This is a genomic window from Planococcus sp. VCh962 (assembly GCF_057748275.1).
The window spans coordinates 55699-73025 of the sequence record NZ_JBYLHS010000007.1; the positions used below are offsets into that span (position 1 = coordinate 55699).

Genomic DNA, 17327 nt, shown 5'->3' on the forward strand with positions numbered 1-17327 from the left:
TGAGCAGAAGGGTGACCGTGAAAACACGAAAACCGCTCTCTCATCTCCCAGAACCTTCGTTCCGTGTGATTTGGCACCATTTCATTTTCATGACGGTTGCCGGGCTTCATAGGGCACTTCCCTCCACCACTCTAAATAAGAGTTACGATATGAAATTATTGTTCAGAGATTCAATTTACCATGCTCGACATTTTTCGTCAATACATATGTTGAATTAATCATCTTTGCCTTATTCCCAGCGGCTGAAGCGGTGTATCAAAGAGCCTTTCTTTTGTCCAACTTACAGAGACCTTAATTTCTCGTATATATAAGGGACCGACTGGAAGGCGTATATCTTTTCCTTCAGCTGGCCATTTTCTGTAATGAGCAGGCACGGCACACTTTCTACCTTGTATAATTCGGCAATTTCTTGAACATAATTCAAATTTGCTTTGCCCATCGGCATACCTGGAAGGAGCTCTTTTACGACATCCATCATTTTAGAAGCAACTTGGCATGTTCCGCACATCGGTGTATATAAATAATAAGCGGCAATTGACTTTGTATTTTTTTCTTTCAGCCATTCTTTATGTGTCCATTCTTTCATCTATTTCATCCCTCGGTTAATAACTTATTGACTTGAATATTTGCTGAAATCAGCACATCCAGTAAAATCCGGATCGGTGTCGCTGCAACTTCCTTGTAACTGCGGTTGATATAAAAATGCCGGGCTTCAGGAAATTCGCGTTTGACCAGTTTTCGCAACTGTTCACCTGATTTGTCCGCATCTACCAATATGATGATATCTAAGCCTTCATAAGGCAGCAATATCTCTTCAAGCCTCGATGCACTAACTGTACCATTTGTGCAAAGAATCGTCACGGGTTCTGCAATAAGCGGCGCTATTCGGGTTTTATCACTGAGCCCTTCAACAACGATTACTTTATCCATAAGTCAACACCTCGCTGATATATGATGAAAGATAAGGGGGAACGGCTGCTTTCCACTGATTCAGCCGGTAACTTCAGATTTTATAAACTCACCCGGCTAGCAAAAAAAGCGCCAAGTAATAGGCGCTTTTAAAATATTACTCGTTGATCATTTCCTGATATTGTTCAGCTGTCATCAAATCACTGATTTCAGCTTCTTCTGGAGATTCGATTACCACCATCCAAGCATTTTCGTAAGGAGATTCGTTTACGAATTCCGGACTGTCTTCAAGCTCAGCATTGACTTCAATCACGCGTCCGCTAATAGGCGCATAAAGTTCTGAAACAGTTTTAACTGATTCAACGCTGCCAAAAGGCTCATTTCTTTTCAGTTCATCTCCAACTTGCGGCAATTCTACGAAAACGATATCGCCAAGTTCAGCTTGTGCAAAATGCGTAATACCAATACGGGCTGTGCCGCCTTCAACTTTAACCCATTCATGCTCTTTAGAATAACGAAGTTCTTGTGGTGTGCTCATCGAAAACCCTCCAAATTATGTAGTGTACTCAATTTCAGTTTGACATAATACCCATAGAATTACAAGATTTCACTGTTATCACTTCCAAGTATTTTCAAACTCTTCCTCTTTAAAGCCCAGTGTTACTTTTTTCCCGTCCCAAGCTAACGGACGTTTGACAAGCATTCCATCTGATGACAGCAGTGCTAGCTGCTGATCTTCAGGCATTTCCTTCAATTTATCTTTTAGTCCCAGTTCCCGGTACTTCATGCCGCTTGTATTAAAAAACTTCTTTAATTCAAGTCCGCTTTTTTCATAAATTTCGCGAAGTTCAATGGGGGATGGCGGTTTTTCAGCAATATTAACTTCATTATATTCGATCTCATTTTGATCGAGCCATTTTTTTGCTTTTCGGCAAGTTGTGCATTTCGGATATGCATAATATGTAATCATTTAAAAACCTCCTTTTAACCAAGCTTACCAAAATTAGTACCCTTGGTCGATGTAAAAAACGCAGCCCGAAGACTGCGTTTTTGAAGAAGGCATCAAACTACATATTTCTCTGCTTCCACTAATTTAACAGCTGCTTCTCGTTTTTTAGCTATCACGTTATATGGGGTAGAACGCGTCAGTTTCCGCAGTGCCGAAAGCATCATGCGCTGATTGTCGCCTTCCACAGCTGCAAGCAAAGTTTCTTTTGCATCTTTTTCAATCTTATCGAAGGCTTCCTGGCAGTAAATCTGCGTATACAGCAATTTTTGCTGCGCTTTTTCTTCGCCGGATGCTGCAATCGCTTTTTCTGTGCGGAGCACTGCGGATTCCATCGCAAAGACGTTGCTGACGATATCAGCGATGTTTACAAGCACTTCCTGTTCTTGTTCAATCTTTGCACCATAAGTCTGTGCCGCCAGTCCAGCTGCAAGCAAAGCAATTTTCTTGGAGTTTCTCACCAAGTATTTTTCCTGTGCCAACGCTTCTGTTCCAATTTCTTCCGGCATCATCATGAGCAATTCCTCTTGCAATTGCTGGGCATGCTGCAATAACGGAAGTTCACCTTTCATTGCTTTGCGCAGCAAGGTGCCAGGAACCAGCAAACGGTTGATTTCATTTGTTCCTTCAAAAATCCGGTTGATGCGGGAATCCCGGTAAGCGCGCTCAATCTCGTACTCCTGCATGAATCCGTATCCGCCATGCAGCTGAACGCCTTCGTCAACAATATAATCCAGTGTTTCGGTGCCAAAGAATTTATTCATCGAACATTCCACTGCAAATTCTGCAATCGAATCTGCCACCAATTTCCCGTTGGCATGCTCTTCTTCTGTAAAGCCGCTCATGCGGTCTTCAAAAAGGCCGACTGTGCGGTAGACCGAACTTTCAAGAGCATACAATTGAGAAGCCATTGTACCCAATTTTTCACGGGTTAAGTTGAATGAGGAAATTGGCGTTTTAAACTGTTGCCGTTGATTCGTGTAAGGAATCGTAATTTCCAGTGCACGTTTTGAACCTCCGATTGTGCCTACTCCCAATTTGTAGCGGCCGATGTTCAAGATATTAAAAGCAATAATATGGCCGCGCCCTGCTTCACCCAATAAGTTTTCGACAGGTACTTGAGCATCCTGCAAGACTAATGTACGAGTAGAAGATGACTTGATCCCCATTTTCTTTTCTTCCGGTCCAACAGAAACTCCATCATATGCTCGTTCCACGATAAATGCCGAGAATTTCTCGCCGTCTATTTTTGCATAAACGATGAATACATCAGCGAAGCCAGCGTTTGTAATCCATTGTTTTTCGCCGTTTAAGACATAATGAGTGCCTGCTTCATTTAACTTAGCTACAGTTTTGGCTCCCAAAGCATCTGACCCTGAGCTTGGCTCTGTAAGGGCATAGGCAGCGATCAATTCGCCTGTCGCTAGACGCGGCAAGTATTTTTGTTTTTGTTCTTCATTTCCAAAAAGAACGATCGGCAATGATCCAATGCCCACATGGGCTCCGTGAGTAATCGAGAACCCTCCCGCCTTTGACATCTTTTCCGCAATCAAAGCGGAAGCGATTTTATCAAGGCCAAGGCCACCGTACTGCTCCGGTACATCAGCACCGAGTAGCCCGATTTCTCCAGCTGTTTTCAATAAACGCACCGAATGCTCAAATTCGTGGTTTTCTAATTTTTCAACCACAGGCAATACTTCCGTATTCACAAAATCCTCCGTCGTTTTAGCGATCATTTTTTGTTCTTCGGTAAAGTCCTCCGGTGTGAATACGCGGGATAAATCTGCGTCTTCGATTAAGAAACTGCCGCCTTTGATTAACGTCTTAGATTCTGCCATTTTTTATTCCTCCTGGTTTATGGTTAGGTTATATTGAAATGCATAAATTTTTTAATCGATATTCCGCAAAACAGCTTCGCTTGCCGCGGGCGTGACATTAGCCGAAGCCTGCGAGGCTAAGTCTTTACGACGAGCTTGCGCAGGCGCGTCCACGGGCTAGGCGAAGCAAGAAGACAGGCGTTCTTTGCCTGGCTACTTGCGAAAGCCATGCCCAAAGCGGCCTAAGCGGCCTAAGCGGTATACAAAAAGCCATTTCTTCAATTCGACTTACTCAATAATTTACAGCATTTCAAACACGCCTGCTGCGCCCATGCCACCGCCGATGCACATGGTCACCACGCCGAATTGTTTTCCTTGGCGCTTTAATTCACTCATCATCTTCAGCGTCAGAATAGATCCTGTTGCTCCAAGCGGATGGCCTAAAGCGATGGCCCCGCCGTTTAAGTTCACTTTATCGATATCCAGGTTGAGGTGGCGGATAACGCCCAATGATTGGGAAGCAAAGGCTTCATTTAATTCCCACACGTCGATATCTTCAACTGTAAGGCCTGCCAGTTTCAATGCTTTTGGAATGGCAACAATCGGTCCGATGCCCATTACTTCCGGCGGTACGCCGCCAGTTGCAAATGAACGGAATTTGGCAAGCGGCTTTAATCCGAGTGATTCGGCTTTTTCACGGTCCATTACCAAGACCGCTCCTGCGCCGTCTGATGTTTGTGAAGAGTTTCCGGCAGTTACTGTTCCACGGGCTGAGAATGCAGCACGAAGCTTGTTCAAGGTTTGAATGCTCGTGCCGTGGCGGACACCTTCATCCATTTCAAACATGAATGTTTTTTCCTGGTATTTATTGTTGTCATCGACAAAACGCTTGGTGACTTCGACCGGCACGATTTCTTCATCGAATTTCCCTGCCGCAATCGCTGCAGCTGCTTTTTCATGTGACCGGACCGCAAACGCATCCTGGTCTTCCCGGCTAACGCCGTATTGAGTGGCGACCTGTTCTGCAGTGTGGCCCATACTCATATAGTACTGAGGAGCAGTTTCTGCCAGCTTTGAATTTGGCCGGATGACATTGCCCATCATTGGCACCATGCTCATCGATTCAACGCCGCCTGCAATGATGGCTTCTGCGCTGCCAACCATGATCCGTTCAGCCGCATAAGCGATCGACTGCAGACCTGACGAACAGAATCGGTTGACTGTCACTGCTGATACCGTATCCGGCAATCCTGCCAATGCTCCTATATTGCGTGCGATGTTCATGCCTTGTTCAGCTTCCGGCATGGCACATCCCATGATCAAATCATCTATTGGGCCATCATATCCGCCTGCCCGGTTTAATGCTTCCCGGACTACCAATGCGCCGAAATCATCCGGGCGCACAGTAGCAAGTGAGCCTTTTTTCGCTTTGCCGACCGGGGTTCTGGCCCCAGCGACGATTACTGCTTCGCGCATGTGTTTCTCCTCCTTCAATATCTATCGATTAGTTGCGGAGCGGCTTGCCTTTGACCAGCATATGCTGCATCCGCTGCTGTGTTTTCGGTTTTGCAACCAAACTTAAAAATGCCTCGCGTTCTAAATCCAGCAAATATTGTTCATCCACTTTCATGCCATATGGAAGTTTCCCACCGGACAAAACAAAAGCAAGTTTTTTGGCGATTTTCAAATCGTACTCTGTAATAAATCCGGATATGAACATGCCTTCTGCTCCAAGTAAAAGAGTGGCATATCCTGGTTCTCCGGTAACTGGCACTTTTTCGCGAATCGGTGCCTGGTAGCCACTTTCGTACAAAGCAAGTGCTGCCTGTTTTGCATCATAGATCAGATGATCGCTGTTGACGCTGATGCCGTCGTTGAAATTCAGGAAGTTATTTTCACGCGCTTCTTCTGCTGAAGTGGATACTTTTGCCATCGCAATCGTTTCAAATACATTGCTTGCGATATTCTGGTAATCGACCGTTACGCCGTTCGGCAGGCCTTTCAAGTGTTTGATATAAAGTTCCTTGTTTCCGCCGCCGCCAGGAATCAAACCGACGCCCGCTTCCACTAAGCCCATATATGTCTCCATCGAAGCCTGGATATGTGCTGCATGAAGCGCCACTTCCGCTCCTCCGCCAAGCGTCATGCCAAACGGTGCAACCACTACTGGCTTTGAACTGTATTTAATTTTCATTAACGAATTCTGGAAGGTCCGGATGGTAAAATCCAGTTCAAAGATATTGTCATCTTGGGCTTCCATCAAGATCATGCCCAGGTTTGCCCCGACACAGAAGTTCTTGCCCTGGTTACCGATGACCAAGCCTTTATAATTTTTTTCTGTTTCATCTATCGCATAATTGATCATTTGCATAATGTCCAAGCCAATGGCATTGGAGCGCGAATGGAATTCAAGCAGCAGAATCCCATCTCCGAGATCAATCAGGCTGGCCCCTGCATTCGACTTCAAGACCCCATTCTTTTTCTTATAGCGTTTTAAGTCAATCGCTTTTTCGTTGACCGGCACCGGTTGGTAATCGGTTCCGTCGAAGAAATAAAGATCGCCGTTTTCTTCTTTATAGAAGCTTTCATTGCCGCTATCCAGCAAACTTTGGAGAAATGCAGGAATCTCTAAACCTTCCTGCTGCATCTTCTCGGCTGACTTCTGGACACCGATAGCGTCCCATGTTTCAAACGGTCCTTGTTCCCAGCCGAATCCCCATTTCATGGCATTGTCAATGGCCACAATGTCATCTGCAATTTCACCAGTCAACTTGGCTGAATAAAGGAGTGTCGGTGACAGAATGCTCCATAGCAGTTCTCCTGTGCGGTCATTTGCATAAACAAGCGTTTTGACTTTCGCTGCAAGGCCTTTCTGCTGTTTGGCCATCTCTTGTGAAGGCGTTTTCAAATTACCGGCTGGGCGGTACTCCAACGTCTCCGGATCCAGTTCCAGAATGTCTTTGTCTTTTTTAAGGAAGAAACCTTGCCCTGACTTGGCGCCAATCCATCCTTTTTCAAGCATTTTCTTTAGCAATTCAGGCGCTTCAAATACTTTCTGTTCTTCACCGGAAGTTTGGTCATAAACATTTTTCGCTACATGCATGAATGTATCAAGACCCACTACATCCAATGTACGGAATGTCGCTGATTTCGGCCGGCCAATCAATGGCCCTGTAACAGAATCCACTTCCCCGATGGAATATCCGCGGTTCTGCATCTCGCGCAATGTCACCAACAAGCCGTATGTACCGATGCGGTTTGCTATGAAGTTCGGCGTGTCTTTCGCAATAACTACGCCTTTTCCTAAACGGTCTTCACCAAATGCTGTCATAAACTCGAGCACTTCCGGAGCCGTCGTGTTTGCCGGAATCACTTCCAATAGCTTCAGATAGCGTGGCGGATTGAAAAAATGCGTACCTAGAAAATGTTTGCCGAAATCTTCCGAGCGGCCTTCCGCCATGGCATTTATACTGATGCCCGAAGTATTGGAGGACACAATCGTGCCCGGAGTTCTGACAGCATCGATTTTTTCATAAAGCGATTTTTTGACCTCTAAATTTTCCACGATGACTTCGATGATCCAGTCCACGTCTTTCAATTTCTCCAAGTCATCTTCCAGGTTTCCTGGTGTAATCAGCTGCAAATTCTTTTTAGCGGTCAATGGTGCCGGTTTCTGTTTCAAGAGTTTTTGCATAGAAGTCGCAGCAATTCGATTTCTTACCTGAGGATGTTCTAATGACAATCCTTTTGCCTGTTCTTCTTCCGATAGTTCACGAGGAACGATATCCAGCAGTAAAACCGGAATTCCTATATTTGCAAGGTGTGCTGCAATTCCTGAACCCATTACACCTGAACCAAGCACCGCTGCTTTTTTAATTTGGTAAGCCAATGAAAAACCCTCCTCGATTTTTGAATGAACCCTCATTCATTTTTAACTTAAAAAAATAGAACGTTCTCTATATCCATAGTGTAAGTTATTTTCATTGTTTTCGCAATATTTAATCGTTAAAAATTTTAATCTCTCAAGCTCAATCTCTTCCCGAAAAATGAAAGGCATTGTAAACTGATTGAGAGACATTTAGGAGGAGATTTTATGAAACCCATTACATCAACCGAACAATTCAATGAAATTATCGAAGGATCTGAACCTGTAATCGTTAAATTCCAAGCTGGCTGGTGCCCTGATTGCACACGCATGGATATGTTCATCGATCCGATTATCGAAGAATACAAGGATTACAAATGGTTTGACGTGAACCGTGATGAATTGCCTGAGCTAGCTGAAAAATACGAAGTTATGGGCATTCCAAGCTTATTGATTTTCAAAAACGGCGAGAAAACAGCTCACCTTCACAGCGCCCATGCAAAAACACCTGAATCAGTTACCGAATTTTTAGCAAACCAAAAGAAATAGACAACTGTCTATTTCTTTTTTTGCGCTATAATAGAAATTAATAACTGAGATAGAGGTGTCTTGATGGATCCAACGCAAGAAATTAAAGAATTAAAAGAATTAGTTATACATTATGAAAAAGTGATTCAAAATATGTCGGCTCCAATCATTCCTTCGATTTTACCTAATACGATTCTCGTTCCAATTGCCGGTTTTATTTTCCGGAACCGCTTTGAAACGATTCGCACGAAAGTGCTCCAATATGCGGCTGAACACCGGGACATTGAATGTGTAGTTTTTGATTTTACCGGAGTACGAATCGAAGACGTAGAGAAATTTGATTACAACGAATTAGCCTGCGAGCTGACCCAACTGAACAATGCCATTAAATTAATGGGCCTCCGCCCGATTTATGTTGGATTTAATCCCCGTTTTGTCCGGGAGATTGTTTATGCCGGCATTCAAGTGGAATTGGAAGTTTTCAAAACTTTCAGGGCCGCGTTAAAAAAACTTCTTGCGGAAAATGAAAGATCCTTATATTCCATTTAATAGCATCAGAGAATTTCTTTTGGGAGGTATTGAGGCTGAAAATTTTACTTCCATTCGAAGGCAAATCACAATACGATACAGCAATCGATGCAAAAAAGCAGCGGTCTGCCTGTGGGCCCACTACCATTGCAGTTATTCTCAAGCATCATGAAAAAATCGATTATGAAATTGACCAGCTTTATGGTTTGCTTGGCACTACGCCAATCGGCCTCTTCACTTGGCGGCTGTTAAAGAAATTCAAGAAAGTTGCAGGCAGGCGCTATCAGATTGACAAGATCCGCTCATTGGAAACAGTTAAAGACGAACTGCTCGCTGGCCGGCCGCTCGCTTTAAAATTTGACCGTTATTTTTCATTTCATTGGTTCGCCAAACCGGTTTATAAATACCATTGGGTTCCGCTTATCGGTTTTGAGGAAAAGGATGACGATCTAATCTTGTATATTCACGATAACGGAAAAAGAAACCGCCCGAGCAGAATACGGACAGTTTCTTATAATGAAAATAAAAAAGTTTTAACGTTCGTAAGGATCTGCCCGGTCAAAAGGGGATAATTCCGGAATCAGGCTTTTCTCCAATTGGCGCGCCAGCAGTTTCAATTCCTGGCCGTCAAACAGTTCTACCATATCGTTTGTATAATTCGGCACCACAATTTCATCCAGTGTCACGTCGAGCGGGATATCGCATTTGATGACGGCCAATTCTTTAGATAGCAGCAGCATATCCTTATGCTCTTCTATCTTTTTCTTTTGGGCCGGTTTCAATTCCTCAATTGCTGCAAGCACACCGTCGGTCGAACCGTATTTTTGAATAAGCTGCAAAGCGGTTTTCGGTCCGATTCCTTTAACACCCGGATAGCCGTCGCTCGCATCGCCCATAAACGCTTTAACATCCGCAAATTGGTTCGGCTCAATGCCATATTCCTCTTTGAACCGCATTTCAGTATATACATCATATATGTGAAAGCCTTTTTTCATGAAAGCGATTTTCACTGAAGGATTCAGCAATTGCAGCATGTCTTTATCGCCTGTCATGATGGTGAAATCTGCTTTTCCTTGCCATTGTTTAGTAAACGAGCCGATAAAGTCGTCGGCTTCAATGCCTGTCTCTCCGTAATTCTTCCAGCCGAGCTGCTCCGATACTTTCTTCGCCAAATCAAATTGATGCAGCATATCTTCCGGCGGAGCAGGCCGGTTTGCCTTGTAGCCATTGAACATTTCAGTGCGAAACGTCTGAGCTCCCATATCCCAGCACACAGCCAAATGTGTCGGCTTCATCATGGTTTTAGCAGCCAGGACATGCCGTGCAAATCCCTGTACTCCGTTTGTCGCCAACCCTTCAGTCGTACGGAAATACTGTCCGACTGCAGAAGTTGCAAAAAAAGAGCGGAACAACAAAGCCATTCCATCTACTAATAAAACATGCGGTCTTTCAATCATTTTAAATCCTCCATCCTTCATCAAACACTCTCCTCATTATACCTCTTATGCTAGTTTAAGGGTTATTAAAACTCCCCTTCTTCAAGCTGCAGTTCCACGCCCTGTTGAGCCACTGACAATCAATAGAGCTGCTTCTATTAACTGAAGCTTCTTTATTCCCGACAAAAAAACCGCCGAAGCGGCGGTTTTAACGTTTACGTTTGAATACTTTATACTCTGAGCTGAGTGATTTGTAAAACGATCCCATCATTAAGAGCATGATAAATGAGAACGGGAATGCGGCTATGATCAATGCCGTTTGAAGCGCATCCAGCCCTCCTGCCGATAAAAGAATAACCGCAACCAATGATTGGGAAATTCCCCAAGCTAACTTTACTGTATTTGCCGGGTGCAATGAACCGTTTGTCGATTGCATTCCCAATACGAATGTCGCCGAGTCGGCCGATGTGATAAAGAACGTTGAAACCAATAAAATGGCGATAATTGATAAAATGATGCCCATTGGCATTTCATTGAATACACCAAACAAAATCTCAGAAGTCAGTAAGCCTGTTAAATCCACCCCATTGTTTTGCACATTCATAGCAGTCGTACCGAATGTCGCAAACCAGATGAAGGAAATCACGGTTGGCACTACCAACACACCGAAAAGGAACTGGCGGATTGTCCGTCCTCTTGAAATCCGTGCAATAAATATACCGACGAATGGAGCCCAAGAAATCCACCATGCCCAGTAGAAGATAGTCCAACCATCTATCCATGCCCGGTTCTCACCGTCAATCGGCGCTGCACGGAAACTCATGCGGACTAAGTTCTGGAAGTAAGTGCCGAGTGTATCGGTAAACATATTGAGAATTAATAATGTCGGTCCAAGTACAAGGACCAGTACAAACAAAGCAATCGCCAGTACCATATTGGTATTGGATAAATACTTGATCCCTTTGCTGAGTCCACTCCAAGCTGAAGCAAGGAATAAGACGGTCACTACTGCAATGATGATAACCTGCACAGTGAAATTGTCAGCCGGTACTCCATCAAACAGGAAGGCCAATCCTTCATTGATTTGAATGGTTCCGAATCCAAGTGTTGTCGCAACTCCCACAGCAGTAGCGAAAACAGCTATAACGTCTACCAGAACTCCCCAAGGCCCGTTCATCTTATCACCGAATAATGGTTTAAGAGTCGCTGAAATCAGCCCTGGCTCTCCTTTGCGGAACTGGAAATAGGCCAACGCCATAGCAACTACTCCGTAAATTGCCCAAGCATGGATTCCCCAGTGGAAAAAGGTGTAGCGCATGGATTCCCGGAATGCTTCTGCTGACCCAGGCTCAGCAGTCGCCGGATCAATGGCAAAATGGGACAGCGGTTCAGCCGCTCCCCAAAACACAAGACCGATTCCCATACCTGCTGAAAACAGCATCGCTATCCATGTACCAAAGGAAAACTCCGGTTTATCAGTATCTTTCCCCAGTTTGATTTGCCCCATCGGACTGATGAGGAAAAACAGGCAGAACAGAACCATAACCGTTACGATCAATAAATAATACCAGCCGAACGTTGTAGTCAGGAATCCTTCTATATTCCCGGTAACTTCTGCGAAATTTTCTGGTGCTAGCGCTCCGTACCCGACAGCTAATAAAACAAGTACAAGCGAAATCCAGAAAACATTGGTTACTTTCTTCATATAGTATCCTCCTTATCTCTTAACACATTTGTTAATGTTAAAGAACATTGGAATTTAAGTCAAATCACCTTTGTATTTAAAAATGATTTAGAATCCTTAGTTTTTAAGTCACCGTATGATTTAATACTATTTTTTAGAAGTGGTTTAAAAATCGCTTCTGGCATAGCATTATCAGAAAGAAGGTAATGCTATGCCAGAAGATAGGATTCTCCAACAATTACACAACTAGGTCCATCAACTAAACACAATAATTATATTCCCCTTTCGCTTTAAAACTATCCCTTTAATCATCTCCTTCAGAAAATAAAAAACATCGCCATTCAATCGATGGCGATGTTTTTAAACTCTGAATATTGTTGGTTTAGAAAGTGAGAACTCCAAGGGCAAGTGCTGCAAAAATCATAACAAAACACGAGCCTAATGCCCATTTAAAAATGAACTTTTGATGATCCCCGAACTCCACGCCAGCCATCCCAACAAGCAAGTAAGCTGATGCTATTAATGGGCTCATGGCATGGACCGGTTGGCCAAGCAGTGAAGCCCGTGCAATTTCTACCGGGTCTACGCCATAAACTGCTGCAGTTTCAGCTAGAATCGGCAATACGCCAAAATAATAAGGATCGTTTGCCATAAAATAAGTGAATGGAATACTTGTGACAGCTGTAATGATAGCAAAATACGGACCAGCCGATTCTGGTATCACAGCAACCAGACTGTTTGCCATCGCATCAACCATTTCGGTTCCTGATAAGATTCCTGTAAAGATCCCGGAAGCAAACACCAATCCGACTACTGCCAAAACATTTCCTGCATGATTGGATATTCTTTCTTTCTGATCATCCAATTTCGGATAGTTGATCATCAGCGCTATGACAAAAGCAATCATGAACAAAGTCGATAACGGCAGTACCGAAGCCACTAAACAAACGATCAATGTAACGGTTAAAAGAAAATTGATCCAGATTAATTTCGGCCGCTTTGTGTTTTCCATAGCGGCAGTTGCACTTACTTCACTGATAACCAGATTTTCTTCTTTTGAATATTGGATCTCAGCAATCCCTAAACGTTTGCGCTCTTTTTTCCCGAGAACAAATGCTGTAAATAAAGTCCATAAAATTCCGGCCGCCATAACAGGGATCAACGGAGTAAATACATCTGCTACATCAAGCTGAAGTGCAGCAACCGCTCTGGCAGTCGGCCCGCCCCAAGGCGTCATGTTCATGACACCGAATGACAGCATGGCCACACATGTCAGGATGAGCGGGTTCATGCCAATGCGCTTATAAAGCGGCAGCATTGCTGTTACAGTGATCATATAAGTGGTCGTTCCGTCGCCGTCAAGTGCTACAGCCATGGCAAGAACAGCTGTACCGATGACGATTTTCAGTGGGTCGCCTTTAACAATCGCCAGTATTTTCGACACCAGCGGATCAAACAAGCCCGCATCGATCATAATGCCGAAATACAGAATAGCGAACATCAGCATGACTCCCGTCGGTGCGACTTGCTTAATCCCTTCCAGCATCATATCACCGAGGCCTGTCCAAAATCCTCCCAGCAATGCAAATATAATCGGTATCGTGACTAATGCGACCATCGCGGACATCCGCTTGGTGATGACCAAAAACATGAATACAGCGATCATTGAAAATCCTAAAAGTGCTAACATATTTATTCCCCCTCTATTGCTTATTCACTCGTGTCCGGTGCTAAATGAAGTAATAATGCAACAATTTAGATATTGTTTATTAATATAGAATAGCGAGGGGGGAATGTAAACGTTTACAAAATATTGTCATTTAAATACTTTAAAGCTATTTCGTACATTAAAACCATTGTCGGAAAGTTTCATCTTTTATCCAATGAAAACGTATTGAGAATCATAGCTCATTACGGCTATTTTAAAATTAGGTTATGAACCGGAAAACAATAAAACGAGGCTGCCTCAGAATGTGTCTCAGCACTCCGCCAGCCTGCACCAACCGGCGGAAATGCAACACAATTATCTCTGAGTCAACCTCGTAAAAAATCATTACGATATTTTGCAGCCTCTATAAACAAGCTGTAGGGGCCGTAAAAATTTATTTCATTAAATCCGTTTAAACTATTTATTGCCTTTGATGTTATTCATCTTCCCTATGCACTTTCATCAAGTCCTCGTACATTTTACTTTGCTGTTCCAAAAATTTAGCCGTTTCGCCGCTATCCATATAAAAATCTTTCCACATATACTTCTCGAGCGTCTGCTGCCATTGTTCTGTTTTTACCATTTTTTCAAGCACCTGATCCCAAAACTGGATCTCGTCTTCTGTCATATCAGGCGGCCCCATAACGCCGCGCCAATGCTCGAATACCATTTCAATTCCCTCTTCTGACCAGGTAGGGATTTCAGGCAGTTCTTTTAATCTTTCATCAGATGAAATCACGAGTAATTTGACTTGATCGAGATCATAATATTTTTTTGCTTCCGCTAGCGTCATGGTTGCCACGTCTATTTGCTTTTTCAATAACGCATCCACTACGTCTGCACTGTTTTCGTAAATCAGGAAGTCCAGTTCTTCAGGCTGTACTCCAGCTTGTCTGCTTGCCAGTACAAATGACAGCTGGTCGTCATTTCCCAGTCTTGGCGAAACGCCGATTTTATAATCATGGGGTGCAGCTTTCAGGTTTTCCATCAATCTTTTAGCACTGTCCACGCTCGAATCTTTCGAAACCACTACCACTTCCCATTCTGTCGCCAAAATGGCCAGTGGAGTAAAGTCTTTATAAGTCAATTGGCTTTGGCCCAGTAAATGATTAGTGATCAGCAAGCTGGAATTGACGGCTAATACCGGGTCTTTTTGCTGCTGCGTATATTTCCAGCCCAGTTCTCCGCCAGCTCCGACTTTATTCAGTACATGAATATCCGCGTCAACCAAGTTGTCACTTTCCAAACTTTCCTTCATTGCCCGTGCCGTGATGTCCCAGCCGCCACCGATCGACCCGGCAACAATCGTTACTTCATCTGTTGCCAGCTCCTGAGTTTCTTCCGGAGAACACCCTATTAAAAGAATGGCCAAAAATATGGAAATAATCATTATCTTTTTTCTCATTAGCGATCCCTCGTTAACTTCACCAAATTAGCTATGGCGTATTTGATGCCGATTCTCAATTTTCTATTCGAAAAGTACATCCATCAATCATTCTACAAAATAATATTTTCTTTGAGGCCTTCCGACAATCCCGTACTCATGTTTGGCGACACAGACATTCACTGAAACCAGGTATTCCAGATATCTTCTGGCAGTCGTTCGGGAAATGCCCATTTCTTCACTCATTTCATCAATGGAAACGCCTTTCAGCTTTTTCCCTACCTCTTTCACTTTGTCTAAAGTATGGCGGTCTACGCCTGTAGGCAGATCATTTTGCGAGGCTGTTGACTGTTTAGCGGACCCGAAAAATCGGTCGATCATCGTTTGGTCTACTTCTTCCGTGGTGCCAAGCAGCTTTTTCTTTTTTTTATATTCTTCGATGGTTTCCACAAATTTATCCATGGTTACCGGCTTTAATAAATAATTGAAAACACCATATCTGACAGCCTTTTCAAGCATGATTCTTTCGGTTGCAGCAGTCACCATAATCACATCAATCGCCGGATAATTTTCCCGGATTTTCGGCAATAATTCCGTTCCCAGCTCATCCGGCATGTAAATGTCGAGCAACAGCAAATCCACTTCATTCTCACTTAAAAGATCCAGGGTTTCTTTTGCATTTAATGCTTTCCCTACCAATTTTACATCTTTTACTTTTTGCAAAAACTGCTCTTGCACTTGAGCAATCCGGAAATCATCCTCTGCTATAACCACTTTAATCACGGTATTTCCTCCTTGCTTTATCCCATCATCTTTTTAGGGAGGTAGACGGTAAAAATAGATCTTCCCTTTTGTTCATTGTCCACTTCAATCGTTCCGCCCAAGGATTCAACAATGCGCTTCACATTGAACAGGCCATACCCTCTATTTTCGCCTTTAGATGAATATCCCAGCGTAAACAGCGACGCTAGTTTTTCATCTGGAATCCCTTTTCCATTGTCTGTTACTTCTATTATAATATCATTGCCAAGACCCATAATTGAAAACACCACTTTTTTCTCATCCTGATGCTCTACTGCATCAAAGGCATTATCAATCAAATTGCCAATAATGACTACGATATCTGCAGCCTTTATATGGCTCGGCAACGGATCAATATAACTATCGGCATCTACTTCAAAGAGGATTTTCTTTTCCGAAGCTTTTCCGATTTTGCCCAATAAAATAGCCTGGACATTCCCGTCATGAATTTGGTTGAACAAAATCTGGTTTTGGTGCTGGTGCGTGACTGACTCTTTCTGGATAAATTCAAATGCATCTTGATACCTTTCAAGTTGCAGTAAGCCGGATAACAAAAATAACTTATTGGCGTATTCATGTGTTTGTGCACGGAGCCCCTCCGAATACTCACGAACCTCTGTTATGGTATTCATCAGTTTCTTTAATTCCGTTTTATCCCGGAAACTGGAAACTGCTCCTGCCACTTGGCCATTTTCAATAATCGGGATACTATTGAAGATGAAAATCTTTTCGTTAATCAAGACCTCTTCATTGTTGACCGGCTTCCCTGTCCGCAGCACATCCTCTATGTTTATATTTTGAGGAAATTGGTCGATGGGCTGACCTATAAGGTGATTTTCATCTAGATCTAACATGGACTTCGCTGAATGATTGATCAACGTGATCAATCCGTTTTCATCAATCGCTATAATTCCTTCTTTGACCGATAAAAGAATGGCATTTCTTTCCCTATATAAAGCTGCTATTTCATGCGGCTCCAGCCCCAATGTATCTTTTCTAATGCTACTTGCCAGGAAGATGCCTCCGATGATTCCTACTGCCATAACAATTAGAGAAGCAATTATAATAATTCTGATGCGTTCATAGATACTTTGGTATATATCCCTTTCCGAAAACTCGACAGAAACAGTCCCAATGATTTGCGTGTATTCACCGAAATCCGCAATGATTGGCACTTTGCCGATTATCACCGTACCTTGTTCCCGTTCAACTTCAAAATTATTCGAACCCCCAAAAATCAGTGACTGGTAACTGGCAGGGTCATTGCTCTCCTGACCAACCCTTTCCGGATTTACATGTGAATAAATAATTTTGTCACGATCTTCGATCACAATATCCGCCGCATCCACTTGGTCTTTCACTTGTTCTGCAATTGGCCGGAAACGGCCGTCTACATCGTTTTCTCCAATGCCTTCAGTAAGCTCCGGCAAGAGCGAAATCGTCTTAGCCGATTGCAAAGCCAATTGTTCCACTTGGTTTCTGGTATCCACAGACTCCATATAAGCAAAGATACTGGCGAGAAGAATCACGATCAAAAGGATCAGTGCACTGATCAGCCCTAATATTTTTGTTTGCAATGGAATGTTTTTGATTTTGTTCATCAGCATAACTCTTTTCTTAAAATAATGGTTATTTATCCTTGCATTTCTCATCACTCATTA

16 protein-coding genes and 1 riboswitch are annotated in these 17327 nt (G+C 43.3%); of the genes, 3 read left to right on the plus strand and 13 right to left on the minus strand.

The features are described from left to right. Positions 1-37: 37 nt before the first annotated feature. Positions 38-142, minus strand: a riboswitch (SAM riboswitch). A gap of 138 nt (positions 143-280) precedes the next feature. The 7 genes from AC3AQ9_RS16230 to AC3AQ9_RS16260 form a co-directional block, all read right to left on the minus strand. Next, complete coding sequence (locus tag AC3AQ9_RS16230) at positions 281-586, minus strand: thioredoxin family protein (protein WP_488308534.1); 306 nt, start codon at positions 584-586, stop codon at positions 281-283. Positions 587-591: 5 nt separating this feature from the next. Continuing rightward, entirely contained in the window at positions 592-930 is a 339-nt protein-coding gene (locus tag AC3AQ9_RS16235; RefSeq protein ID WP_488308535.1) for a hypothetical protein, read from the minus strand. Between the two features lie 136 nt (positions 931-1066). After that, the gene (gene gcvH / locus AC3AQ9_RS16240; protein ID WP_488308536.1) at positions 1067-1447 is read right to left on the minus strand and encodes a glycine cleavage system protein GcvH; all 381 of its coding nucleotides are present in this window, start codon (positions 1445-1447) and stop codon (positions 1067-1069) included. Between the two features lie 78 nt (positions 1448-1525). After that, positions 1526-1879, minus strand: coding sequence for an arsenate reductase family protein (locus AC3AQ9_RS16245; RefSeq protein ID WP_488308537.1), 354 nt, complete (start codon positions 1877-1879; stop codon positions 1526-1528). Between the two features lie 92 nt (positions 1880-1971). Continuing rightward, entirely contained in the window at positions 1972-3753 is a 1782-nt protein-coding gene (locus AC3AQ9_RS16250) for an acyl-CoA dehydrogenase FadE (protein WP_488308538.1), read from the minus strand. A gap of 279 nt (positions 3754-4032) precedes the next feature. After that, on the minus strand, positions 4033-5208 hold the full coding sequence (locus tag AC3AQ9_RS16255; protein ID WP_488308539.1) for an acetyl-CoA C-acetyltransferase: 1176 nt from the start codon (positions 5206-5208) through the stop codon (positions 4033-4035). Positions 5209-5236: 28 nt separating this feature from the next. Beyond that, the gene (locus AC3AQ9_RS16260; RefSeq protein WP_488308540.1) at positions 5237-7621 is read right to left on the minus strand and encodes a 3-hydroxyacyl-CoA dehydrogenase NAD-binding domain-containing protein; all 2385 of its coding nucleotides are present in this window, start codon (positions 7619-7621) and stop codon (positions 5237-5239) included. Between the two features lie 204 nt (positions 7622-7825). Here AC3AQ9_RS16260 and AC3AQ9_RS16265 point away from each other — a divergent pair, with 204 nt between their 5' ends. The 3 genes from AC3AQ9_RS16265 to AC3AQ9_RS16275 all read left to right on the plus strand — a co-directional run bounded on the left by AC3AQ9_RS16265 (position 7826) and on the right by AC3AQ9_RS16275 (position 9225). Continuing rightward, complete coding sequence (locus AC3AQ9_RS16265; protein ID WP_488308541.1) at positions 7826-8146, plus strand: thioredoxin family protein; 321 nt, start codon at positions 7826-7828, stop codon at positions 8144-8146. A gap of 63 nt (positions 8147-8209) precedes the next feature. Continuing rightward, positions 8210-8674, plus strand: coding sequence for an STAS domain-containing protein (locus AC3AQ9_RS16270; RefSeq protein ID WP_488308542.1), 465 nt, complete (start codon positions 8210-8212; stop codon positions 8672-8674). A 29-nt stretch (positions 8675-8703) separates the two neighbouring features. After that, positions 8704-9225 carry a C39 family peptidase gene (locus AC3AQ9_RS16275; protein ID WP_488308543.1) on the plus strand — a complete coding sequence of 174 codons (522 nt, stop codon included), beginning with the start codon at positions 8704-8706 and terminating at the stop codon, positions 9223-9225. Here the strand turns inward: AC3AQ9_RS16275 and AC3AQ9_RS16280 are convergent. From AC3AQ9_RS16280 to AC3AQ9_RS16305, 6 genes are all read right to left on the minus strand, one after another. After that, positions 9187-10110, minus strand: coding sequence for a 5'-3' exonuclease (locus AC3AQ9_RS16280; protein WP_488308544.1), 924 nt, complete (start codon positions 10108-10110; stop codon positions 9187-9189). The genes AC3AQ9_RS16275 and AC3AQ9_RS16280 overlap by 39 nt on opposite strands. Positions 10111-10297: 187 nt before the next feature. After that, the gene (locus tag AC3AQ9_RS16285; RefSeq protein WP_488308545.1) at positions 10298-11794 is read right to left on the minus strand and encodes a glycine betaine uptake BCCT transporter; all 1497 of its coding nucleotides are present in this window, start codon (positions 11792-11794) and stop codon (positions 10298-10300) included. A gap of 361 nt (positions 11795-12155) precedes the next feature. Next, a complete protein-coding gene (locus AC3AQ9_RS16290) occupies positions 12156-13463 on the minus strand; it encodes a CitMHS family transporter (RefSeq protein ID WP_488308546.1) in 1308 nt (435 codons plus the stop codon). A 454-nt stretch (positions 13464-13917) separates the two neighbouring features. Then, entirely contained in the window at positions 13918-14886 is a 969-nt protein-coding gene (locus AC3AQ9_RS16295; RefSeq protein WP_488308547.1) for a tripartite tricarboxylate transporter substrate binding protein, read from the minus strand. Between the two features lie 87 nt (positions 14887-14973). Beyond that, entirely contained in the window at positions 14974-15648 is a 675-nt protein-coding gene (locus AC3AQ9_RS16300; protein ID WP_488308548.1) for a response regulator, read from the minus strand. Between the two features lie 17 nt (positions 15649-15665). Beyond that, positions 15666-17267 carry an ATP-binding protein gene (locus AC3AQ9_RS16305; protein WP_488308549.1) on the minus strand — a complete coding sequence of 534 codons (1602 nt, stop codon included), beginning with the start codon at positions 17265-17267 and terminating at the stop codon, positions 15666-15668. Between the last annotated feature and the right edge of the window lie 60 nt (positions 17268-17327).